Genomic DNA, 21,457 nt, shown 5'->3' on the forward strand with positions numbered 1-21,457 from the left:
CCGCCCCTCCCGCGCGTCGCGCAGGGAGAGGCGGGGCGCGCGCCCCCCCAGCGCTGTCTGATGGCGCAGAGCCGGCGGACGCTATCAGCGGCGGCGCCGGTCACAACTGCACATTTTTGATCGGCCCACGGAGGGCTCAGGCGGCCCGCACAATCCCGTCGGCCTCGTCCAGAACGGCGGCGGCGGCGCTGATCATCTGCGCCATCTGGTTGGCGTAGAAGAACCGGAGCGCCTCGCCGACGCCCGGCTCGAAGACCACATATCCGTCCGGTCCCAGCCTCGCCAGGCCCTGCCGCTCGGCCTCGTCGAAGAGGCGCTTGAGGTGGATGCGCGAGACCGCGAACCGCCGCGCCAGGGCCGCCAGCGAGACGGGCCCGGCCCGGCGGGGCGGGAACGCCTCATCCTCCGAGCAGGTCAGCAAGACAAAAAGGACGAGGAGGCCCGCGTGCGGGTGCATGAAGACCCGCACGAACGGCGGCGTCAGCGGGATCGGCCGCTGTGCGGCGGAGGCCAGCAGGCCGCCGGCGTGGACTCGCTCGAAGGCCTTGAGGATGGCGGGTTCGTGAAGACGGTCGAGCAGCAGGCCCACCGCCGGCTCCAGGCGCCGTGCCCCCTCCAACGCGGCGCGCAATTGCGCCTGCCAGGCGGACCGGAAGGCGGGCGTCAGATCATAGGCGGTGGCCGCGCCGCTGGGGCCGCGGCTTTGCGGCGTGACATAGCCCAGATGTTCGAGGAACTGCAGCAGGGCCCGCGCCCGGCCGGGGCTGAGCAGGCCGGACTGGGCGCAGACGGCCTTCAGACGAGGCAGCGTCAGGCCTTCTCCCGCGTCGAGATAGAAGGCCCACATGGCGACGACGTAGCGGCCCGCGTCCTTGAACACGCTGGCGAGCGCGCGGTCCTGCTGCGCCAGGGCCAGGGAGTTGGCCGCCAGGGTGCGGGTCGCCAGGCCGAGGTCCGGGTGCCGCCGGACAAGGCTCATGACCTCAGCCGGGCCGCAGGCCTTCCAGCGGCCGAGCGCGGCGAGATGGCGATCGTGGCTCACGCCGGCTCCGATGCTCCAGGGATTCCGGTCGCCAACATGCGCGGAAGCTCCGCCGTGTCCAGGCAAAGCGTCGGCGCAGGCGGGCGCCGGTCAACCGTGTGCGGTTCGAAGGCGTTCAGCGCCCCTGGAAGTCCGCCGGCCGCTTTTCCAGGAAGGAGGTCATGCCTTCGCGGAAGTCCTGGGTGCGGACCAGCTGCAGGAACTGCAGATAGACGTGGTGCACGTGGTCGTTGAACGTCTCTTCCATCCCCATGCGCATCAGCCGCTTGGCCGACTGCACCGCCAGCGGGGCGTTGGCGGCGATCTCGGCGGCGACGGCGCGGGCGCGCGGCATCAGCTCGGCGTCGGGGACGACCACGCTGGCGAGCCCAAGCGCCAGGCTATCGGCGGCCGAGAGCGTGCGGCCGGTGAAGATGATCTCGGCGGCCTTCGACCAGCCCAGCAGGCGCGGCAGGATCCACGTGCCGCCGCTCTCCGGCACCACCCCGCGCTTGACGAAGGCGGCGGCCAGCTTGGCGCTCTCGCCCATGATGCGGATATCGCAGCCGAGCGCGGTGTCCATGCCGTAGCCGGCCGCGGCGCCGTTCAGCGCGCAGATGGTCGGCTTGTCCATGGCGAAGAGCACCGTCGGCGGGGCGTTCCGGAGGTCGAGGTTCACGCTGGGCGCCTGGGCCTGCTTGTCCGAGCCGATGCCGGAGCCTTGCGTCGCGTCCACCAGGTCCAGCCCGGCGCAGAAGGCGCGGCCGGTGCCGGTCAGGATCACCACGCGGACCTTGGGGTCGGCGTTGGCTTTCAGCAGCAGCTGGCTGAGGCTCGCCAGCATCGGCCCGGAGATGGTGTTCATCCGCTCGGGGCGGTTGAGCGTGATGGTGGCGATCCCGTCGGCCGCCTCGTAGAGCACCTCGGCCGCCTGGTCGGCGGCCGGCTTGGCCAGGGTCTCGCTCATCTCGCCCATCCGTCTTCGCGTGTCGGGAGACGAAGCCTAAGACCCGTGGCCCTACGGCAGGCAAGGATTTTGGAACGCTAGAACTCGCCGTAGCCGCGCGCCATGGCCGCCGCGAAGGCCGGCAGGAGCGCGAAGAGCACGATCTCCAGCCAGAGATAGCGCCGCACCGCCGCCACCTGGACCTCCGTGGGCGCGCCGCCCGTCCGCTTCCAGCGCACGTAGGCGATGGTCGGCGGCGCCGACAGGATGCCGATCACCGCGAAGACGCCGATCTTCGCCCAGAAGAAACCGTTGTGCGAATAGTAGGCCCAGCCCTTGGCGGCGTAGACCGCGCGGCCGAAGCCCACCACGATGATCAGTCCGGCCAGGACGCCGTACCAGAGGTCGACCGCGGCGACCTTGACGACGGTCGGGTGATCGAGGCCCCGCCTGACCGCGATCAGTTCGGCGCAGAGCACGCCGAACAGGCCGAAGACCAGAAAGTGGTGCGCGATCGCCAGGGCCAAGTCGAGCATGGCTCGGTTATCTTGCCGCGCAGAGCCTCCCGTCAACCGAGTCGCCTCTCCCCCGACACGCAGCGCGCGTTAGCTCTCGACTTCCGCCACCCCGGCCTCGCCGTCCTCGCAGCCCCAGGCGACGCGTTTGGCGTCCGGGGTGATGGCCAGCGCCGTGACCGGGCTGCCCTTTTCGGCCTTGAGCGGGGTGATCTTCTGGCCGGTCAGGTCGCAGGCCCAGACGCGGCCATCGTCGAGGCCGGCGGCGACCCAGCTCAGCGCCGGGGCGCCGGCGACGCGGAGCACCATGGCGGCCTCGTCATAGCCGATCTCGGCGGCCTGCTTGCCCATCGGCCCCGTGGCGCCGGCGAACGGCCAGACCACCACGCCGTTGGCGCCGGAGGTGGCCAGCAGGTTCCCCTTGCTCAGGAACGCGAGGCTCCTGGGCTTGGCCGGATAGCCGCCCATGCGCATGTTCTTCTCGTCGGCGACACGCCAGCCGTGCAGTTGGTTCTCCTGCATGGCGCTGATCAGGAACTTGCCGTCCGGGCTCCAGGCGCAGGCCACGTGGCTGCCGGCCCAGGCGAGCTTGCCGGGCTTCTGGGCCTCGATGCGGGCGTACCAGAGCCAGACCCCGCCATAGGTGGCCGCGGCGAGCCGGCGGCCCTTGGGCTCGAAAGCCAGGTCCGCAACGGATCTCTCATGGGCGAAGGTGCGCGAAAACGCCGCGTCGGCGACATCGCGGACATGCACGTCGCGCCCGGCGGCGAAGGCGATCAGGCCGGAGGCGGCGCTCGCCGTCACCGCATCGATCCAACGGCCCGGCAGGCTGGCGATTTCCTCGGCGCCGGAGGGGCGGGACCAGACCACGCGGCCATCGTCGCCGCCGGTGATCATCCCCCCGCCCGAGGGATGCGCGCAGGCCGCCAGCACCGCGCCGTCATGCGCTTCGACCTGTTCGCCGCCTTCGAACCGCACCGTCCCGTCGCCCAGCGCGAAGACCGCCCGCCCGGCGGCGTCGAAGGAGACCGCTGTTACATAGGCGTCGAAGGCGGGGAGGGCTTGGGACATGCCTCCCCCTAGATCGCCGCTTCGGGCTTTACAACGCCGTGGCGGCTTGCCAATGGTCAGCGGACTTTTAACGACCGGGCGGACCTACCGCCCCAGGGAAGGGAATTTCGCATGGGCGCAAAGCTGGGCGGCGGGGGCGGCGGACGTTTCGACCTCGGCCAGAACAGCGACATCAACGTCACGCCCTTCGTGGACGTGATGCTGGTGCTCCTCATTATCTTCATGGTGGCGATCCCCGCCGCGACGGTGTCGATCAAGCTCGACCTGCCGCCGGCCATCCCGCCGCCCCCGGGCACGAAGGTGAAAGAGCCGATCCTGATCAATATCCAGGCCGGCGGCGGCATCTTCATCGGCGAGAGGCCGACCAGCCTCGACACCCTGCCCGCGGACCTGTCGCGTACGCTCGCGGCGGACGATCCGACCCTGCCGCCGACCCAGCAGCGGGTCTACATCCGCGCCGACAAGCAGGTGCGCTACGGCGATTTCATGTCGGTGATGAACAACCTGCAGGGCAACGGCTTCTACCAGGTGGCCCTGATCAACGAAGAGATCTGATCGATCCGTTCGATCGGCGAGAACGAGCCCGCCCGGGAGACCTGGCGGGCTTTTCTTATGAAGTCTTGATTAATCGGGCGGCAACCGTGTTCGCCTAGCGTGTGCGGATGGTCTGGAGACCTCGCAAACGCCGGCGCCCGCCGCCCAAATGGAACCCGGTCGAGATCGCCGTCGGGGAAGACATGCACCGCGGCCGCTTCCGCATGGAAGGCGAGGAAGTCGTCCTCGAATGGCGCGACGGCCGGGTCAGCGAGCCGTGCGGCCTTGTCCGCGCCGACGTCCTGGCCGCCTACCGCCTTCGTCTGCTGGTCTCCGGCATCCCGTTCCCCGGCCAGTCGAAAACGGTCGAGCGCCGCAGCGGACGGCGCCGGCCGATCGCCTAGGCGATCGAGGCCTCGAAGCCTTCGCGCAGCTTCGCTTCGTCGAGGTTGCGGCCGATGAACACCAGGCGCGAGTAGCGGTCGGCCCCGTCACGCCAGGGGCCCTGGAAGTCGCCCTCCAGGATCATGTGCACCGCCTGGAACACCAGGCGCCGGTCCTCGCCGGCCACGTCGAGGATGCCCTTGGCGCGCAGGATGTCGGGGCCCTGGCTCTGCAGCACCTCGTTCAGCCACGCGGTGACCTTATTGGCGTTGAGCGGCTTGTGGGCGGTCAGCGAGATCCCGCGGATGCCGCTCGCCTCGATGTCGTGCCCGTGGTCGTGGGGCCCATGGTCGTGGTGAGCGTGATCGTGGCCGTGGTGATCGTGCCCATGGTCGTGACCGCAGTCCTCATCGTGGACGTGGCCCGCCTCGCCGTGCGCGGGGTTCAGGAAGTCGGGCTCGATCTGCTCGATCCGCGCCAGATCGAAGGACCCGCGGCCCAGCACCAGGTCGAGCGGCACGTTGGAACGCTGGGCGCGGTGGATCGGGGCCAGCGGGTTCAGCCGGCGGATCATGCGTTCGACCTCGACCAGCTCCGCTTCGGTGACGAGGTCGGTCTTGTTGAGGATGATCTGGTCGGCGAAGGCGATCTGCTCGGCGGCCTCTTTCGAATCCGCCAGCCGCAGCGGCAGGTGCTTGGCGTCGACGACGGTGGTCACGCTGTCGAGCTGGGTCTTGGCGCGGACGTCCTCGTCGACGAAGAAGGTCTGGGCCACCGGGCCGGGGTCGGCGAGGCCGGTGGTCTCGACGATGATCGCGTCGAAGCCGCCTTTGCGCTTCATCAGGCCCGAGACCACGCGGATCAGGTCGCCGCGCACGGTGCAGCAGACGCAACCGTTGTTCATCTCGAACACTTCTTCATCGGCGCCGACGATCAGATCGTTGTCGATGCCGACCTCACCGAACTCGTTAACGATGACAGCGTAGCGCTTGCCGTGGTCCTCGGAGAGGATCCGGTTGAGCAGCGTGGTCTTACCGGCGCCCAGATAGCCGGTCAGAACGGTGACGGGAGTCTTGTCGGTCATGGGCTGCATGTAGTCGTCGGACGTCGAATTCCAAAGTGGCGATCTGCGTCCCGAGCGTTATGGAATAACAGCAGATGTGCGTTCGATTCTCATGAAGCGTTTGGTAGCCCGTCGGTGGCGGCGCGCGCGGGCGCGTCCGAGAACCGTCGTCGGCGTCGTCGTCGCGCTGCTGGCTCTGGGAGTCGCGGGCGGCTGGGCCGCGGCGACCCATGTGATGGCGCCGAAGGTCGCCTACACCAGGAGCCCGCAAGTCCCGATCATCCAAAAACCCGCCCCGCCGGCCCCGGCGGAGTTTCGCGCCTCCCTCGAACATATCGCCAAGGCCTATGGCGAGCCGGTGGGCATCTCGGTGAGCGACGTCGACGAAGGCTGGACGGCCGCGGTGGCCGGCGACGAGACCTTCCCGCAGCAGAGCGTCTCGAAGCTCTGGGTCGCGCTGGCGGTGATGCAGGCGGTGGACGAGGGGCGGCTCAAGCTCGACCAGCCGGTGGTCATGCTGCCGGAGGACCGCAGCGTCTTCTACCAACCCCTGGCCTCTCGCATCCGTGGGCCCGCGGGCCTGACCGTCAGCCTCGCCGACCTCCTGCGCCACGCGCTCATCGAGAGCGACAATGCGGCCAACGACCGGTTGATCCGCGAGCTGGGCGGCGCGGCCGTGGTGACCCGGACCATCGCCCAGAAGCGGCTCCAAGGCGTCGCGGTGGGCGGCACCGAGCGCGACGTGCAGACCCGGACGGCGGGCCTCACCTGGCGGCCGGAGTACGGGCAGACCTGGATCTTCAAACAGGCCCGCGCCGAACTGCCGGACGCGGTTCGCGACCAGGCGCTGGCGACCTACCTGGCCGATCCGCCGGACGGGGCGACGCCCAACGGGATCGTCACGGCGCTTTCCGAGCTGCGGCGCGGCGAGCTGCTCTCAAGCGCCTCCACCGACTTCATGCTGGGCCTGATGGGTGAGGCGCGCACCGGCCAGATGCGGCTGCGGGCCGGGCTCGCGCCCGGTTGGGCGCTGGCCCACAAGACCGGCACCGGCCCGGACTGGCGCGGAGCCTCGGTCGGGATCAATGACGTGGGCCTGCTCACCGCGCCTGACGGCCGCACCTACGCCGTGGCGGTGATGGTCCGCCAGACCCGCCAGGGCCCCTCGGCCCGCCATAAGCTGATGCAGACCGTGGCCCACGCGGTCGAGGCGCAGTGGCAGGCCGGCGAGCGGACCGGCGAGGCGCCGCCGGCGTTCGGGGCCGCCCCGGTGGTCGCGGGCGGCGGCCTCTAGGACCGTTCGTCAGAGCCCACGGGCCGTCCGTCGAGGGCCGGCTTGCGAACGGCTCGCCCTTGAGGACCACTGCCAGGGTTGAACAAGGACTGGCCCATGCTCCTCGCCCGCCGCCTGACGATCGCCGCCGGCCTCGCGGCCCTCCTGCTCGGCTCGGCGGCGCGGGCCGCGCCGGCCGCGTCGCTCGAAGACACCCTGGTCGCGCTTGAGAAGCAGTCCTGGGTCGCCTGGCAGGGTCACGATGGGGCCTTCTTCGACCGCTTCCTGTCGGACGACCATGTGGAGATGCAGGGCGACGGGCCGAGCGGCAAGGCGCCGGTGGTGGCCGGGGTGAAGGCCGGCTGCGTGGTGAAGAGCTACGCCGTCGACCAGTTCAAGCTGACCCGATTCAGCCTCGATGCAGCGCTGTTGACCTACCGCGCCGAGCAGGACACCAGCTGCGGCGGGTTCAAGGTCCCGAGCCCCGTCTGGGCGACGTCGCTGTTCGTCAGGCGGGGCGGGCGCTGGCAGAACGCGCTCTACGTCCACAGCCCCGCCGCGAAGGCCAACTAGCTGTCGGTCTTGCCAACGTGGCCCTTGACCAGCTTCAGGTGGATCGGCGTGCCGGTCAGGTCCTTGGCGTCGATGCCCTTCTCGGGATCTGACGGGAAGTTCTGGCAGAAGCTGATCGGCAGGGTCGGCGGCCTGGACTGCCGCATGCAGACCTTTTCGCCCTTCAGGCTCCACTTGCCGGCAAGCGGGTTGCCGCGACGGCTGAGGCCCGTCCAGCTCCCGTCCGGCTGCAGCCAGATCTTCTGCGAACGGCCATCGGGATAGACGGACATCACGGTGTTGCCGAACGCGGTGGCGACGCGGCCCGTGGGATCGGCCGCCGACGCCTCGGGCGCCGCGGACAGCGCCGCGACGGCGAGCGCCAGGGCGGGGATGAGAAGGGTGGTCTTGTTCATGACAGCCTCAACGCGCGAACGCCCGAATGGCGCCGCCCTGTCACGCCGCGTCTGAACCTGAGCTGTCATCTTCCGTTCATCGGCGGGCCGATAGACGCCCCGGTCCCCCGTCGCCGGATCGCCACCGACATGCCGATGTACATCTTCTATCCCTGTCTGGAGGACGGCTCGCCGACCAGCTTCGAGGCCTTCGAGCTCGGCGACGATGCGGCGGCTCTAGAGCAGGGCGAAGCGGTGCTGGCGGGGCACACGAGCGCAACCCATGTGATGGTCTGGCGCGACGGCGTGGCGCTCGATCCGATCCGGCGCGCCCGGCTGGACGTAAGACAGAGACCTGAGGGCCCTTCGCCGGACGACTGAGCCTAGGTGGGCAGGGCCGCCGTCAGCGCGGCCGCGGCCGGCGGCAGGCCGCCTTCGATGCGGGCGTCCTCGCCGCGCCAGGCATGCACCTGCTGGCAGACCGGGCAGCGGAACGACCTCGGCTCGAGGATCGCCGCCAGATCGAAATCCTGGGTGCGGTGTCCGGTGGGGACGTCCGCACCGGTGGTCGGGCAGCTGATGATGATCCTGGGCATGCAACCGTAACGGATTCAGAGGGATAAGGTTGCTTCCCCCGGCTTCGATCCCGGCGCGGGCCTAGACGACCTGGCCGCCGGCCTGGGTGCGGTGCGGGCTGTCGACCGCCCAGATCTTCTCGATGTTGTAGAAGCTGCGCACCTCGGGCCGGAACAGGTGGATGATCACGTCCCCGGTGTCGATCAGCACCCAGTCGCAGTGCGGCAGGCCTTCCACGCGGGCGCGGCCGTAGCCTTCGTCCTTCAGCGCGCGCAGCAGGTGGTCGGCCATGGCGCCGACATGGCGGTGCGAACGCCCGGAGGCGACCACCAGACCGTCGGCGACGGCGGATTTGCCCTTGAGGTCGATGAACACGACGTCCTGCGCCTTGTCGTCGTCGAGACGGGCCAGGATCATGTCTTCCAGGGCGCTGATGCGGGCCTGGACGTCTTTGGAAGACTTGTCGCCTTCCTGCGCACGGGGCGCAGCTTCACGGTTCAGCGGGGTGCTCCTTTGAATCCTCGCAAGAGCGACCCTAGCACGCCGATGGGCTCCGGTCAGCCGCCGTTCAAGGCCGCAGCCGTTTCATGCGCTCGCGAAGCGCTGTCGAGCTCTGGAAATTGAAGCGGCCGAACAGGAACGCCCAGGCCGGCGGCTTGGAGTCGGCCAGCGTCACCGCGGCGGTGGAGCGGCGGCGGAAGCGGGCGAACCTGAGCGCGGCGGGCGAGAAACGGCTCTTCAGCGAAATCCACGGGCGGGAGACCACGGCCACCGGGACTTCGCGCATGATCTGCGTCCAGCCGCGCCAGCGGTGGAAGCTCGCCAGGCTGTCGGCGCCCATGATCCAGACGAATTTCACGCCCGGGAACCGCCGCTTGAGCGCGCGGACGGTGTCGATGGTGTAGGCGCTGCCGAGCCGGGTCTCCGCGTCCGAAACGATCATCCCTGGACCCTTGGCGAGCGCCCGCGCGCCGGCCATGCGCTCGGCGAGGTCGGCGGTCTCGTGGTTGGTCTTCAAGGGGTTCTGCGGCGAGACCAGCCAGATCACCCGGTCGAGGCCCAGCCGCCGCCGCGCGGTCTCGGCCACGTGGGCGTGGCCCTCGTGGGCCGGGTTGAACGAGCCGCCGTAGAGGCCCACGCGCATGCCGGGCGCAAGATGGAATCCGAGCCGGAGCGCGGCTGGGCGTCCCCCGTCAGGGACGCGTCTGGCCGGTCCCGCGGACCACATATTTGTAGGTTGTGAGCTGTTCCGCGCCGACCGGGCCGCGGGCGTGCAGGCGGTCGGTGGCGATGCCGATCTCCGCGCCGAACCCGAACTCCGCCCCGTCGGCATATTGGGTGGAGGCGTTGATCAGCACGATGGCGCTGTCGACCAGGGCCGCGAACCGTTCGGCGGCGATTCCGTCCTCGGCGACGATGGCGTCGGTGTGGGCCGAGCCATGGGCGGCGATGTGGGCCGCCGCGCCCTCGACGCCGTCGACCACGGCCACGCTCATGATCGGGGCGAGGTACTCGGTCCCCCAGTCCTCCTGCGTCGCCTCGGCCATCCCGGGGACGAGGGCGCGGGCGCGGGCGTCGCCGCGCAGCTCGCAGCCGGCCTCGGCCAGGGCCGCGGCGACCGGCGGCAGCAGGCGCTGGGCGTCGGCGGAATCGACCAGCAGGGTCTCGGCCGCCCCACAGACCGAGACACGCCGCATCTTGGCGTTGACGGCGATGGCGATGGCCTTTTCCAAGTCGGCGCTCGCATGCAGGAAGACGTGGTTGATGCCCTCCAGGTGGCCCAGCACCGGGGCGCGGGCCTCGGCCTGCACCCGGGCGACCAGGCTCTTGCCGCCGCGCGGGATGATCAGGTCGACCGTCCCCTCAAGGCCGCCGAGGATCAGGCCGACGGCGGCGCGATCGGCGGTGCGCACGACCTGGACGCAGGCCTCCGGCAGGCCCGCGGCGGCGAGCCCCTTGGCCACGGCGGCGTGGATGGCGAGATTGGAGGCCAGGCACTCCGACCCGCCGCGCAGGATCGCTGCGTTGCCGGACCGCACGCAAAGCGCCGCGGCGTCGGCGGTCACGTTGGGCCGGCTCTCGTAGATGATGGCGATCACCCCGATGGGGGTGCGCACGCGGGCGATGTCGAGGCCGTTTGGCCGGTCCCAGCGGTCGAGCTCCGCGCCCAGCGGGTCGGGGATCTTCGCCACGGTCTCCAGGCCCTTGGCCATGGCCTCCAGGCGCGTTTCGTCCAGCAGCAGGCGGTCGACCATGGCCGGGGCGAGGCCGGCGGCCTGCGCCTCGGCGACATCGCGGGCGTTGGCGGCGAGGATCGCGGCGGCGTCGGCGCGCACGGCGTCGGCCATGGCGGCGATGGCCCGGGTGCGGGTCGCGGCGTCGGCGAGGCGCAGGGCGGCGGCGGCCAGGCGGGCCTCGCGTCCCATCGCACTCATCTGCGCCTGCAAGCTCGCGCCCGCGTCGTCCATCCGCGCCCCATATGCTCAGACTGAGCCTTACCTAGCCGGTTTGACTCCTCTCCCCAAGCCTAGTTGGGGAGAGGAGGTTGACGTTCGTACGCGCCCCTCGCGCGCGACCTTCGCCTCGACTAGCCTCGGGCGCTGAATTAGCCCAAGGGTCCGCCATGGACGCCTTCCCCGCCTTCTTCCCGCTCTCCGGCAAGACCGTGGCCATCGCCGGCGCCGGCGAGGCGGCCGAGGCCAAGGTGCGGCTGTTCGCGGGCTCGCCGGCCACGCTGCGGCGGCTCGAGGGCGAGGCGGCGCTGTCGCCGGCCTCCTACGAGGGCGCGGCGCTGGCCTTCATCGCCTCGCCGGACGACGCCTTCGCCGCGGCCGCGGCCGGTGCGGCGCGCGCGGCACATGTGCCGGTGAACGTCGTCGACCGGCCGGCGCTCTGCGATTTCACGACGCCGGCGGTGATCGACCGCGGCGAGGTGGTGGCGGCCATCGGCACCGGCGGCGCCTCGCCGATGCTGGCGACCTTGCTGCGGCACGATATCGAGGCCCGGGTGCCGGAGGGCGCGGGGCGGGTCGCGGCCCTGTTCGCGACCCTGCAGGCCGAGGTCCGCCGGGCGCTGCCGGAGCCGCACCGCAGGCGGGCCTTCCTGCGGACCGCGCTCACCGGTCCGGCGGCCGAGGCGGCGATGCGCGGCGACACCGCCGTCGCGGTCAAGCTGCTGCGCGAAGCCCTGGCGCGGGATGAGCCCGGCGCCGGCGCGGTGCAGTTCATCGACGCCCGGGGCCCGGCCGACCTTCTGACCCTGAAGGCGGCCCGCGCGCTGGCCGCCGCGGACGTCCTGGTCTGCGATACGGACGCCCACGCCGAGGTCCTGGCGCTGGCCCGCCGCGACGCCGAACGCACCGGCCCGCAGACGCCCGCGCGCCTGGGCGAACTGGCCGGCCAGGGCCTTCGGGTCGCGCGCCTGATCACCGGGCCGGCCTGGCGCGGCGAGCAGGCGGCGCTCGAAGCGGCCGGCGTCGAGACCGAGGTGCTGCCGATCGCCGGCTAGATTATCACCCGGATATAATTGACTCTATATTCTATCCGGGTAAAAAGTGGGGATGACCATTCCCGAAGCCCTGCGCCCGGCCCTCGACCGCGCCCTGATGAAGACCTTCGGCACGATCGAATTCGACGCAGCCCCGACGCCGCTGACCGGCGGCCTCTCGGGCGCCCAGGTGCTGCGTATCCGGGTCGGCGGCATCGCCTATGCGCTACGCCTGACGCTCGCCCGCGACCCGCTGCGCGACCCCGAGCGCGGGTTCGCCTGCCTGCGCACGGCCGCCGAAGCCTGCCTTTCGCCCACGGTGCGCTACGCCGACGCCGCCGACGGCGTGGCGATCATGGACCTGGTGGCCGTCCAGCCGCTGGCCGCCTATCCGGGCGATGGCGCGCCGCTGCTGGTGGAGCTGGCCCAGGCCGTCCGCGTCCTGCACCGGACGCCGGCCTTTCCGCCGCTGGTCGACTACATGACCGGCGTCGGCGAGCTTATCGCCCAGCATCGCGCCGGCGGCCTCATCGACCCGGCGGCGACCGAGGAGCTGTCCGACCGCTTCGCCGGGCTGGCGCGGGCATACCGCACCGCGCCCGGCGACCTCGTCTCCAGCCACAACGACCTCAATCCCGGCAACATCCTCTACGACGGCCGCCGGTTGTGGATCGTCGACTGGGAGGCCGCCTTCCTGGCCGACCGCTACGTGGACCTGGCGACGCTCGCCAATTGGTTCGTGAAGGATCCGGGCGGCGAAGACCTGCTGCTACGCACCTATTTCGGGGCGCCGCCGACGCCGGAGCAACGCGCCAGGTTCGAGGTTATGCGGATCGTCAATCACCTCTTCCTGGGGACCGTCTTCCACAACGCGGCCGCGGCCGAGCGGCCGGGCCAGACGCCGGCCGACCGCACCCTGGCCGCGCCGTCACTCGCCGAGATGCACCGGGGCCTGGGGTCCGGGGCCGTCAGCTTCGCGTCGTGGGACGACCGGGTCGCCTACGGCAAGGCGCGCCTGACCGCGGCGCTGGACGGACTGCGCAGCCCGGCCCTCGCCGAGGCCCTGGAAACGCTCGCGGCCTAGCGGGTGAGCGAACGGTCCTTGGTCTCCGGCAACAGGAAGAGCGTCACCACCACCGACACCGCGGTGAAGGCGAACGGGTACCAGAGACCGGAATAGATGTTGCCGACCGCGGCCACGATGGCGAAGGCGGTGAAGGGCACGAAGCCGCCAACCCAGCCGGTGCCGATATGGTAGGGCAGCGACATGGCCGTGTAGCGGATCCGGGTGGGGAAGAGCTCCACCAGACAGGCGGCGATCGGCCCGAAGAGCGCGGTGGCGGCGATCACGAAGATCAGCATCACCCCGAAGGCGCCCGGCAGGTTCATCCGCCTGGGATCGGCCTTGGCGGGATAGCCGGCGCGGGCCAGGCCTTCCTTGATCTTGCCCTCGACGCTGGTCTTGATCGCCTTGGCCACGTCCTTGGGCAGGCCGCGCGCATCGAGCGAGGGGATGGTCGCCATCCCGACCCGCACCAGGGCCGGCTGGCCGGGCGCGGCGGCCTGGTTGACGTAGGAGACCCCGGCGTTGGCGAGCGCGCTCTTGGCGATGTCGCAGGATGAGGTGAAGGACGCCTTGCCCACGGGATCGAACTGCAGGGAGCAGTCGGCGGGATCGGCGATCACCGTGGCCGGGCTGCGGGCGGTCGCCTCGGCCAGGGCCGGGTTCAGGGTCTGGGTCAGCAGGTGGAAGCCCGGGAAATAGGCCAGCAGCATCAGGGTCATCCCGAACAGCATCACCGGCTTGCGGCCGATCTTGTCGGAGAGCCAGCCGAAGACCACGTAGCCCACCGCGCTGACCGCGGTCGCGGCCATCATCAGGCCGTTGATGGTCGCCGGGTCCACCTTCAGGAACTTCTCCATGAAGGTCTGGACGTAGAAGAAGGCCGTGTACCAGACGGCCCCTTGGGCAAACATCATCGAGGTGAGCGCGAGCAGCACCGTCTTGAGGTTCTTCCACTGGCCGAACGCCTCGGCGTAAGGGGCGGTCGAGCCCTTGCCCTCGGCCTTCATGGCCGCGAAGGCCGGGCTCTCGGAGAGCTTCAGCCGCATGTAGATCGAGACCGCGAGCAGGCCCGCGGAAAACAGGAACGGGATGCGCCAGCCCCAGGCGTCGAACGCCGTGGGTCCGAACAGCTTTCCGAGCGCCAGGCGGGTGAGCAGGATCACCAGCAGGGCCCCGAAGAGGCCGAAGGCCGCGGAGGTCTGGATCCAGCCGGTGGAGCGGCCCCGCGCGTTGGCGGGCGCGTGCTCGGCCACATAGATCGCCGCCCCGCCATATTCACCGCCGAGCGCGAAGCCCTGAACGATGCGCATCAGCAGCAGCAGGATCGGCGAAATCACCCCGACGGCGGCATAGCTCGGCAGCACGCCGATCAGCACGGTCGCGCCGCCCATCAGGACCACGGTCACCAGGAAGGCGCCCTTGCGTCCGACCCGGTCGCCGATCCGGCCGAACACCAGGGCGCCGATCGGCCGGAACGCGAACCCCGCGCCGAACAGGGCGAGGGCGGCGACATAGCCGGCGGTCTCGTTCAGGCCGGAGAAGAAGGTCTTCGAGATCACCTGGGTCAGGCTGCCGAAGACGAAGAAATCATACCATTCGAAGGTGGTGCCGGCCGCCGAGGCGGCGACGACCGTCCTCAGGCTCGCCCCCTCGGTCGGCGCCGGCGCGGCCTCCGCGGTGATCTCCGCCATAGATACTCTCCCCGAACTTTGAGGGGAGGATTAGCACCCGTTGGCGCGGCGGTGGAAGGGCGCCCCTCCTCTCCCCAAGCCTACTTGGGGAGAGGGTAGGGTGAGGGGCGGCTGGCCCCCTCAGTCTCTCCCGTTGGTCGGGCGAGGGCCCACCTCGGGGGTCATGGCTGGACCATCGGCGGATCACACTCTCACGAGCCGCCCCTCACCCTACCCTCTCCCCCCGCGCTACGCGTCGGAGGAGAGGAGGCTCAGCAGGTCTTGTGCTTGGGGTTGCCGGCGATCGGCGGTACCGCGTGGATGTAGGCGCCGAGCGCGGCGAGGTCGGTGTCGCTCAGCAGGCTCGTCGAGGCGACCACGTCCTTCATGCCGGTTGGCTCGTTGAAGCATTTGTCCGTGCCCGACTTCAGGAAGTCGGCGATGTCCTGCTCGCTCCAGTCGCGGAGCCCGTCCTTGTGCGGGGTGATGTTGCTGGCGAAGCGCCCGCCGGCCTCGAGGTTGGGCGCGCCCGCGTAGAGCTTGGCGAGTTCGGGGCCGCCCAGCGCATTGCGCGCCGTGTGGCACTCGGCGCAGTGCGCGGGGCCTTCGGCCAGGTAGGCGCCGCGGTTCCAGGCGGCGGAGCGCCTGGGATCGGCGGCGAACTCATGCGGCTTGAAGTAGAGCAGCTTCCAGACGCCGACGGCGCGGCGGATGCTGAAGGGGAACTTGAGCTCGTGCGGCGCGGACGGCTTGGCCACCGCCGGCAAGGTCTTGATGTAGGCGAAGAGGTCGCGCACGTCGGACGTCTTCATCAGGCTGTAGGCTGAGTAGGGGAAGGCCGGATAGAGGTGGTGGCCCTCGTCGTCGACGCCGCGCTTCATGGCGTTGGCGAAGGCCAGCTCGCTCCAGGCGCCGATGCCGAACTTCGGGTCGGGCGAGATGTTGGGCGTGACGAAGGTCCCGAAGGGCGACTTGAGCTTCAGGCCCCCGGCGAGCTGGGTGCGGTCGGCCTGGCCGGGCGTGGCGTGGCAGGCCGAGCAGTTGCCGGCGGTGAACATCACCTGGCCGTTGGCGAGGTCCGGGTGGTAGCCGGCCGCGAGCTCGGAGGCGGGAAGCCTGCGGGGCGCGGTCAGCAGCCAGAGCGCCACCGCGGCCACGAGGGCCAAGACGCCCAGTATGACGATACCGCGCCTGAACATCTCGTCCCCGCCTCTTCCTTGGCCCAGCCGCTAGAGCCCTAGGTCTTCTTCTTGCGATAGATGTCGTGGCAGGACTTGCAGGTCGCGCCGAGCGCCGCGAACGCCGGCTTGAAGGTGTCCGTGCTGGTCGTCTTGCCGGCCGCGGCCGCGAGCGTCCCCATCTCGGCCAGGCGCTTGTCGAAGTCGGCCTTGTTTTCCCAGACCTTCGGGTCGGCCGCCGATTTCGGATCCGCCCCGCTGCCGGCTGGATAGAGGCCGTGCAGCTTCTTGGCCGCGCCGGCGACCCCGTCCATCAGGGTCTTCACCTTGGCGGCGTCGAAGGGCGTCGCGGCGGAGGTGAAGGCGCTCGATTCCTTCATGGTCTGGCCGACCTGCTTCATGGTGGCCTGGCGGTCTTCCATCGGGCTGCCGGCCGCCACGGCGACGCAGCCGATCGCGAGGGCCAGGCCGACGCCGGCGATCGCGGCCCGGGCGACAGTTCGAGACGGCTTCATGCAAGGCTCCAATAGGCTTGTCCTGTTGTCCTCCGGACCTACCGCGCCGACACGGACGCGACAAGTGGCAAGACCTCGCAGCCCCGGACGTACCCAATCTTCGAAAAGACGACGCGCCGGGCGCGGCATCCTTCGCTCAGCTATTTCAGGGTCATGAGGTAGTCGGCGACGGCCTTTGCGGAGTCCGGGCTGGCGCCCGAATAGTCCATCTTGTTGCCGGGCACGGCCTTGTTGGGATCGAGCAGGAAGGCCTGCAGGGTGTCGGCGGTCCAGGTCGCGCCATAGGCCTTCATCGCCGGGGAATAGTCGTAGTCGTCGACGCTGCCGGCCTTGCGCCCGCCGACGCCGAACAGATTGGGGCCGAGCGAGGGCGAGGCCCCGGCCTTGGATTCATGGCAGGCGCTGCAGATCGCGAACTCCGTCGGCTGGGTCGCGGGCGCGGCGGCAGGGGCCTGGGCCGGAGCCGGCGGCTGCGCCAGGGCGGCCGACGCTGCGAGGCCCGCGGCGATCACGGCGAGGGCGAGGATGCGCTTGTGCGGCGAGGGGACGGCGATCATGTCGGCTCCTGGGAAACGGGGAGCGCAGAAGTAGCATCGGTTCGCGCGGCGGCGGAAGCCGCTCTCTCGCGCTTTCGCCTCCGAGGGCGTCAGGCCGCGGCGATCTCTTCGGCGTCCGGCGCGGGCGCGCTCAGGCGGGAAATCTCGCGCAGCAGCATCCCCGGCGAGATCGGCTTGCCGACCACGCCGTCCATGCCGGCGTCCAGATAGGCGCGGCGCTGGTGGGCCAGCACATTGGCGGTCAGGGCGACGATGGGCGTTTGCGCCGCCTCGCCGCCGAGCGCGCGGATGCGGCGGGCGGCCTCCAGGCCGTCGATGCCGGGCATCTGGACGTCCATCAGGATCAGGTGGAAGCCGCCCCGTGCGGCCGCCTCGACCCCCAGGTAGCCGTCTTCAGCCGTGGCGACATCGGCGCCCAGGCTCTCGAGCAGCTTGGTGGCGATCATCCGATTGGTCGCATTGTCCTCGACCACCAGCACGCGCAGGCCGTCGAGCACCGGGTCGAGCGTCTCCAGGGCCGCGACCTCGGCCTCGGTCGGCTCGGCCTCGATCTCCAGCCAGAAGGTCGAGCCGACGCCTTCTTCGGAGGTGAAGCCGACGGCGCCGGACATCATCTCGGCGAGCTTCTTGGTGATCGCCAGGCCAAGCCCGGAGCCGCCGAACTTGCGGGTGGTGGAGGCGTCGCCCTGGTCGAAGCGCTGGAAGACGCGATCCTGGGCCTCGGCGGGGATGCCGACGCCGGTGTCGATCACGTCGAAGCGCAGGAAGCCCGGACGCGGGCTGCGGCAGCGCACGGTGACCGAGCCGGCCTCGGTGAACTTCACCGCATTGCCCACCAGGTTGAACATCGCCTGGCGCAGCCGCACCGGGTCGGATTTTACCCAGCCCAGGCTGGGGTCGGCGTCGAGCCGCAGGATCAGGCCCTTGGCGTCCGCCTGTGGCCGCAGGAGGCGAACCACGCCCTCGACCAGGCTCTTGGGATCGACCGGATCGGTGGCGAGCTCCAGGTGTCCGGCCTCGATCTTCGAGAAGTCGATCACGTCGTTGAGCAGCTCGGCCAGCATCTGGCCACAGGACAGCGCCTCTTCTAGCATGTGCCGGCCGTCCTCGGTCAGCTTCTCGGCCTTCAGGAGGTGCAGCACGCCCAGCACGCCGTTCATCGGCGTGCGGATCTCGTGGCTCATATTGGCCAGGAAGGCCGACTTGGCCTCGCCGGCGGCCTCGGCGGCCTGCTGGGCCTCCAGGAGGGCGAGTTCCTGGCGCTTGCGGGCGTCGAAGTCCTGGATCAGGCCGACGGCCTTCAGCCAGCGGCCGTTGCGGCCGACCTTCAGGTGATGGGAGACGCGGATCCAGCGGGTCTCGCCGTCCGAGCGCACGATGCGCGCGTCGAAGGCGCCGGCGCGGCCCGCGCCGGTGTGCAGCGAGCGGAACGAGGCGCGCACATGCGGCAGGTCGTCGGGGTGGAAGCCCGGGAAGCGCAGCTCCGTCGCCTGGCGGTAGCTCGCATCGCCCTGGCCGGTGATTTTCACGAACTCCGGCGAGGCCCAGAAGCTCTTCGACACGTGGTCGATCTCGTAGACCCCGGCCTCGGCGGCCTCCAGGGCCACCGCCAGGCGCTGGGCGCTGGCCTGGGCCTCGCGCTGGGCCTTCTTCATCTTCAGCTCGCCGCGGCGCGCCACGTCGCGGGCCTTGGCGAGTTCGGTGATGTCCTCGGAGATGCCGCGCAGGGCGAACACCCCGCCGGCGCGCGGCTCGGTCCGGTAGGTCGCGCGCCAGGAGGTCCAGCGGCCGCCGACCTTCAGGCGATGCTCCAGCGTCGCGCCTTCCCCGGAGGTCACCGAGGCGCCCATGATCTCCGCGGTCCGCTTGCGGTCCGCCGGATGCACGACGGCGTAGAATTGCTCCGGGCCGCTGATCTCCTCGGCCTTGTAGCCCGTCAGGAACAGGAGATCGCGCGACCACTCGATGCGGCCTTCCAGGGGCTCGAAGACCCAGGCGCCGATGCCCGCGGCTTCGCTCAGCAGGCGGCGCGTGCGGCGGGTCTCTTCCAGCTCCTCGGCCCTGGCGCGCTCCTCGGTGGCGTCGCGCATGGTGACGATGAGTTCGCCGTTGGTCATCTTCTGGGTGCGCGAGGCGAACCAGGCCCAGGCGCCGTCCTTGCGCCGGACCCGCACATGGTGCTCGGAAACCTCACCCGAGGTGAGGCCGCGGACGTGAAGCCGGACCTGGTCGATGTCCTGCTCGTGGAAGAATTCCAGGGCGCGCTCGCCGACGAGTTCGCTCTCCTCCCAGCCGCAAAGCTGCTTCCAGGCTCCATTGACCAGCTTGAAGCGGCCATCGGCGCCGATGACCTGCATGAGATCGCGGCTGTTCTCGAACAGCCAACGAATCATCTCAGCCTTGTTGGCCGCGCCTAACGCGCTTTTCCTGGCCATCGGCATTCGATCCCCCGGGATAACCGCGAGAACCTAACCGCATCAAGTAAACGTAACGTTGGTCCGTCTTGCGGCCTTTGCGCGCCCCTGCCTGCTCCTAGAACGCGTTCTCGCCGGTGATCGCGCGGCCGAGGATCAGGGCGTGGACGTCGTGCGCCCCCTCGTAGGTGTTGACCGTCTCGAGGTTCGCGGCGTGGCGCATCACATGATACTCGCCCGAAATGCCGTTGCCGCCGTGGATGTCGCGGGCCTCGCGGGCGATGGCCAGCGCCTTGCCGCAATTGTTGCGCTTCATCAGGCTGATGGCTTCCGGAACCCAGGCGCCCTCGTCGATCAGCCGGCCGAGCGCCAGCGCGCCCTCGAAGCCGAGCGCGATCTCGGTCTGCATGTCGGCGAGCTTCTTCTGCACCAGCTGGCGCGCGGCGAGCGGCTTGCCGAACACCTTGCGGGTCTGGGTGTATTCGCGGGACGCATGCAGGCAGAATTCGGCGGCCCCCATGGCCCCCCAGGCGATGCCGTAGCGCGCCTTGTTCAGGCAGGAGAACGGTCCGCGCAGGCCCGAGACGTTCGGCAGCATCATGTCTTCCGGCACGAAGACGTCGGCGAGCGCGATCTCGCCGGTCACCGAGGCGCGCAAGGAGAGCTTGTTCATGATCTTCGGCGTCGCGAAGCCTTCGGAGCCGCGGTCGACCAGGAAGCCCCGGATCACCCCGTCGAGCTTGGCCCAGACCAGCGCCACGTCGCTGACCGGCGAGTTGGTGATCCACATCTTCGACCCGTTCAGGACGAAGCCGCCGTCGACCTTCCTGGCGACGGTGCGCATGGAGGCCGGGTCCGAGCCGCCGTCAGCCTCGGTCAGGCCGAAACAGCCGATGATCTCGCCCGTGGCCATGCCCGGCAGGTACTTCATTCGCTGCTCTTCGGAGCCGAAGGCGTAGATCGGGTACATGACCAGCGAGGACTGCACGCTCATCGCCGAGCGGTAGCCGCTGTCGATCGCCTCGATCTCGCGGGCGATCAAGCCGTAGGCGACGTGGTTAACCTCGGCGCAACCGTACTTTTCGGGAAGCGTCGGACCCAGGAAGCCGAGCGCGCCCATTTCGGTCATGATCTCGCGGTCGAAGCGCTCTTCCGCATAGGCCGAGACCACCCGGGGCAGCAGCTTCTCGCGGGCATAGGCGCGGGCGGCCTCCCAGACCATGCGCTCGTCCTCGGAGAGGCGCGAGGCCAGGTCCAGGGGATCGTCCCAGCGGAAGGTCTTCTGGTCGGCGGCCGTATCGAGCGGCATGGAAATGGCTCCTGAAAGAATAGTCGGCCCTGGGAAATGAGGGGGGCCTTATGACCGCAAATCAGGTCCCCGTGTAGACGCCTTTGCGTTTCTCGGCGAAGGCGGCGCGGGATTCCTTGGCGTCGTTGAGCGCCCGATGGGCGACGTCCAGGCCCTTCACCTCGTTGCGCAGCGCCGCCTCGAACTCGGCGTCGACGTTCTGCTGCAGCACCCGCTTAGAGGCCCGCAACGCCAAGGGCGGCCAGCCGGTCATCTCTTCCGCGTAGGCGATCGCCGCCTCGCCGAGTTCATCCTGCGACGTGAGGCGGTTCAGGAGGCCGAGCCGCAGCGCCTCGTCGGCGCCCACCGCGCGGCTGGTGAAGATGATGTCCGCCGCCTCCGCGTAGCCGACGATCCTCGGCAGGAGATAGCTCATCGCCGAGTCCGGCGAGATGGCGCGTTCGATGAAGACGCTCTTGAAACGCGCATGCTCCGAGCCGATCCGCACATCGCAGGCGAGGGCCGTGGAGAAGCCCGCGCCGGCGGCCACGCCGTTGATCGCGCCGATGATCGGCTTGTCGAAGTCGCGGAACATCAGGGCCCAGCGGCCCATCCACAAGAGGTCGTCGAGGCGCTCGGCCTGGGTGTTCCGGGGCGCCGGCTTGCCGGTCGCCACCGCGCCGTCGCCCATGAGATCGGCCCCGGCGCAGAAGCCTCGACCGGCGCCGGTCAGCACCATGGCGCGGACCTCGTCGTCGGCCTTCACCGCGGCGACCGCCTGGGCCACCTCGCCGCGCAGGGCCGCGGACAGCGCGTTCAGCCGTTCGGGGCGATTGAGCGTGAGGATCGCGACCGTCCCGCGGCGCTCAAGGGTGATGGTTTCGTAGTCGGCGCCTTCGTAGGCCATGACCGATCCTCCCATGTCTGCGCAGTCGGGGTTTCGCCAGCATCG

Annotated in this window: 24 protein-coding genes; 7 read left to right on the forward strand and 17 right to left on the reverse strand. The window is 70.2% G+C overall.

Going from position 1 to position 21,457, the window contains the following annotated elements; genetic code table 11:
• Window positions 1-136: 136 nt before the first annotated feature.
• The 4 genes from ACESMY_RS02930 to ACESMY_RS02945 form a co-directional block, all read right to left on the reverse strand.
• A complete protein-coding gene (locus ACESMY_RS02930; protein WP_372781985.1) occupies window positions 137-1,042 on the reverse strand; it encodes a hypothetical protein in 906 nt (301 codons plus the stop codon).
• Window positions 1,043-1,157: 115 nt separating this feature from the next.
• The gene (locus ACESMY_RS02935; protein ID WP_372781987.1) at window positions 1,158-1,988 is read right to left on the reverse strand and encodes an enoyl-CoA hydratase/isomerase family protein; all 831 of its coding nucleotides are present in this window, start codon (window positions 1,986-1,988) and stop codon (window positions 1,158-1,160) included.
• A 77-nt stretch (window positions 1,989-2,065) separates the two neighbouring features.
• Window positions 2,066-2,503, reverse strand: coding sequence for a DUF2214 family protein (locus ACESMY_RS02940; RefSeq protein WP_372781989.1), 438 nt, complete (start codon window positions 2,501-2,503; stop codon window positions 2,066-2,068).
• A gap of 69 nt (window positions 2,504-2,572) precedes the next feature.
• Window positions 2,573-3,553 carry a WD40 repeat domain-containing protein gene (locus tag ACESMY_RS02945; RefSeq protein WP_372781991.1) on the reverse strand — a complete coding sequence of 327 codons (981 nt, stop codon included), beginning with the start codon at window positions 3,551-3,553 and terminating at the stop codon, window positions 2,573-2,575.
• 111 nt (window positions 3,554-3,664) lie between these two features.
• On the opposite strand from ACESMY_RS02945, the gene ACESMY_RS02950 reads away from it, so the two are divergent.
• Complete coding sequence (locus ACESMY_RS02950) at window positions 3,665-4,108, forward strand: biopolymer transporter ExbD (RefSeq protein ID WP_372781993.1); 444 nt, start codon at window positions 3,665-3,667, stop codon at window positions 4,106-4,108.
• A 107-nt stretch (window positions 4,109-4,215) separates the two neighbouring features.
• The gene (locus ACESMY_RS02955; RefSeq protein ID WP_372781995.1) at window positions 4,216-4,491 is read left to right on the forward strand and encodes a hypothetical protein; all 276 of its coding nucleotides are present in this window, start codon (window positions 4,216-4,218) and stop codon (window positions 4,489-4,491) included.
• Here the strand turns inward: ACESMY_RS02955 and ACESMY_RS02960 are convergent.
• Window positions 4,488-5,564, reverse strand: a complete 1,077-nt coding sequence (locus tag ACESMY_RS02960; protein WP_372781997.1) for a GTP-binding protein — start codon at window positions 5,562-5,564, stop codon at window positions 4,488-4,490. The genes ACESMY_RS02955 and ACESMY_RS02960 overlap by 4 nt on opposite strands.
• Window positions 5,565-5,646: 82 nt before the next feature.
• Here ACESMY_RS02960 and ACESMY_RS02965 point away from each other — a divergent pair, with 82 nt between their 5' ends.
• Window positions 5,647-6,828 carry a serine hydrolase gene (locus ACESMY_RS02965; protein ID WP_372781999.1) on the forward strand — a complete coding sequence of 394 codons (1,182 nt, stop codon included), beginning with the start codon at window positions 5,647-5,649 and terminating at the stop codon, window positions 6,826-6,828.
• A gap of 96 nt (window positions 6,829-6,924) precedes the next feature.
• Complete coding sequence (locus ACESMY_RS02970; protein ID WP_372782001.1) at window positions 6,925-7,380, forward strand: nuclear transport factor 2 family protein; 456 nt, start codon at window positions 6,925-6,927, stop codon at window positions 7,378-7,380.
• On the opposite strand, the gene ACESMY_RS02975 is transcribed toward ACESMY_RS02970, so the two are convergent.
• Entirely contained in the window at window positions 7,377-7,775 is a 399-nt protein-coding gene (locus tag ACESMY_RS02975; RefSeq protein ID WP_372782003.1) for a hypothetical protein, read from the reverse strand. The genes ACESMY_RS02970 and ACESMY_RS02975 overlap by 4 nt on opposite strands.
• Before the next feature lie 129 nt (window positions 7,776-7,904).
• Between ACESMY_RS02975 and ACESMY_RS02980 the strand changes: the two genes are divergently transcribed.
• Window positions 7,905-8,135 (forward strand): hypothetical protein, encoded by a 231-nt coding sequence (locus tag ACESMY_RS02980; RefSeq protein WP_372782005.1) that lies wholly within the window; start codon window positions 7,905-7,907, stop codon window positions 8,133-8,135.
• A 2-nt stretch (window positions 8,136-8,137) separates the two neighbouring features.
• On the opposite strand, the gene ACESMY_RS02985 is transcribed toward ACESMY_RS02980, so the two are convergent.
• From ACESMY_RS02985 to ACESMY_RS03000, 4 genes are all read right to left on the reverse strand, one after another.
• Window positions 8,138-8,350 carry a hypothetical protein gene (locus tag ACESMY_RS02985; RefSeq protein WP_372782007.1) on the reverse strand — a complete coding sequence of 71 codons (213 nt, stop codon included), beginning with the start codon at window positions 8,348-8,350 and terminating at the stop codon, window positions 8,138-8,140.
• Window positions 8,351-8,411: 61 nt separating this feature from the next.
• A complete protein-coding gene (gene rsfS, locus ACESMY_RS02990; protein ID WP_372782298.1) occupies window positions 8,412-8,849 on the reverse strand; it encodes a ribosome silencing factor in 438 nt (145 codons plus the stop codon).
• A gap of 49 nt (window positions 8,850-8,898) precedes the next feature.
• Complete coding sequence (locus tag ACESMY_RS02995; RefSeq protein ID WP_372782009.1) at window positions 8,899-9,558, reverse strand: nicotinate-nucleotide adenylyltransferase; 660 nt, start codon at window positions 9,556-9,558, stop codon at window positions 8,899-8,901.
• The gene (locus ACESMY_RS03000) at window positions 9,524-10,798 is read right to left on the reverse strand and encodes a glutamate-5-semialdehyde dehydrogenase (RefSeq protein ID WP_372782011.1); all 1,275 of its coding nucleotides are present in this window, start codon (window positions 10,796-10,798) and stop codon (window positions 9,524-9,526) included. Before ACESMY_RS03000 ends, ACESMY_RS02995 begins: the two co-directional genes overlap by 35 nt.
• 155 nt (window positions 10,799-10,953) lie before the next feature.
• Here ACESMY_RS03000 and ACESMY_RS03005 point away from each other — a divergent pair, with 155 nt between their 5' ends.
• Together ACESMY_RS03005 and ACESMY_RS03010 are read left to right on the forward strand one after the other, a co-directional pair.
• Window positions 10,954-11,838 carry a bifunctional precorrin-2 dehydrogenase/sirohydrochlorin ferrochelatase gene (locus ACESMY_RS03005; protein WP_372782013.1) on the forward strand — a complete coding sequence of 295 codons (885 nt, stop codon included), beginning with the start codon at window positions 10,954-10,956 and terminating at the stop codon, window positions 11,836-11,838.
• 52 nt (window positions 11,839-11,890) lie between these two features.
• Window positions 11,891-12,901 carry a phosphotransferase gene (locus tag ACESMY_RS03010; protein ID WP_372782015.1) on the forward strand — a complete coding sequence of 337 codons (1,011 nt, stop codon included), beginning with the start codon at window positions 11,891-11,893 and terminating at the stop codon, window positions 12,899-12,901.
• Here ACESMY_RS03010 and ACESMY_RS03015 read toward each other — a convergent pair.
• The 7 genes from ACESMY_RS03015 to ACESMY_RS03045 all read right to left on the reverse strand — a co-directional run bounded on the left by ACESMY_RS03015 (window position 12,898) and on the right by ACESMY_RS03045 (window position 21,412).
• Window positions 12,898-14,574, reverse strand: a complete 1,677-nt coding sequence (locus ACESMY_RS03015) for an MFS transporter (RefSeq protein ID WP_372782017.1) — start codon at window positions 14,572-14,574, stop codon at window positions 12,898-12,900. The two genes, ACESMY_RS03010 and ACESMY_RS03015, sit on opposite strands and share 4 nt — an antisense overlap.
• A 251-nt stretch (window positions 14,575-14,825) precedes the next feature.
• Window positions 14,826-15,752, reverse strand: coding sequence for a cytochrome c (locus ACESMY_RS03020; protein WP_372782019.1), 927 nt, complete (start codon window positions 15,750-15,752; stop codon window positions 14,826-14,828).
• A 38-nt stretch (window positions 15,753-15,790) separates the two neighbouring features.
• Window positions 15,791-16,246 carry a cytochrome c gene (locus tag ACESMY_RS03025; protein WP_372782021.1) on the reverse strand — a complete coding sequence of 152 codons (456 nt, stop codon included), beginning with the start codon at window positions 16,244-16,246 and terminating at the stop codon, window positions 15,791-15,793.
• Between the two features lie 140 nt (window positions 16,247-16,386).
• On the reverse strand, window positions 16,387-16,803 hold the full coding sequence (locus ACESMY_RS03030; protein ID WP_372782023.1) for a cytochrome c family protein: 417 nt from the start codon (window positions 16,801-16,803) through the stop codon (window positions 16,387-16,389).
• Window positions 16,804-16,892: 89 nt separating this feature from the next.
• Window positions 16,893-19,196: a PAS domain S-box protein gene (locus ACESMY_RS03035; protein WP_372782025.1), complete on the reverse strand. Its 2,304-nt coding sequence runs from the start codon at window positions 19,194-19,196 to the stop codon at window positions 16,893-16,895.
• A 139-nt stretch (window positions 19,197-19,335) separates the two neighbouring features.
• Window positions 19,336-20,526, reverse strand: a complete 1,191-nt coding sequence (locus tag ACESMY_RS03040; protein ID WP_372782027.1) for an acyl-CoA dehydrogenase — start codon at window positions 20,524-20,526, stop codon at window positions 19,336-19,338.
• Window positions 20,527-20,587: 61 nt separating this feature from the next.
• Window positions 20,588-21,412 (reverse strand): enoyl-CoA hydratase/isomerase family protein, encoded by an 825-nt coding sequence (locus ACESMY_RS03045; protein ID WP_372782029.1) that lies wholly within the window; start codon window positions 21,410-21,412, stop codon window positions 20,588-20,590.
• Window positions 21,413-21,457: the final 45 nt, after the last annotated feature.

The organism is Phenylobacterium sp. (assembly GCF_041691455.1).
Lineage (GTDB): Bacteria > Pseudomonadota > Alphaproteobacteria > Caulobacterales > Caulobacteraceae > Phenylobacterium.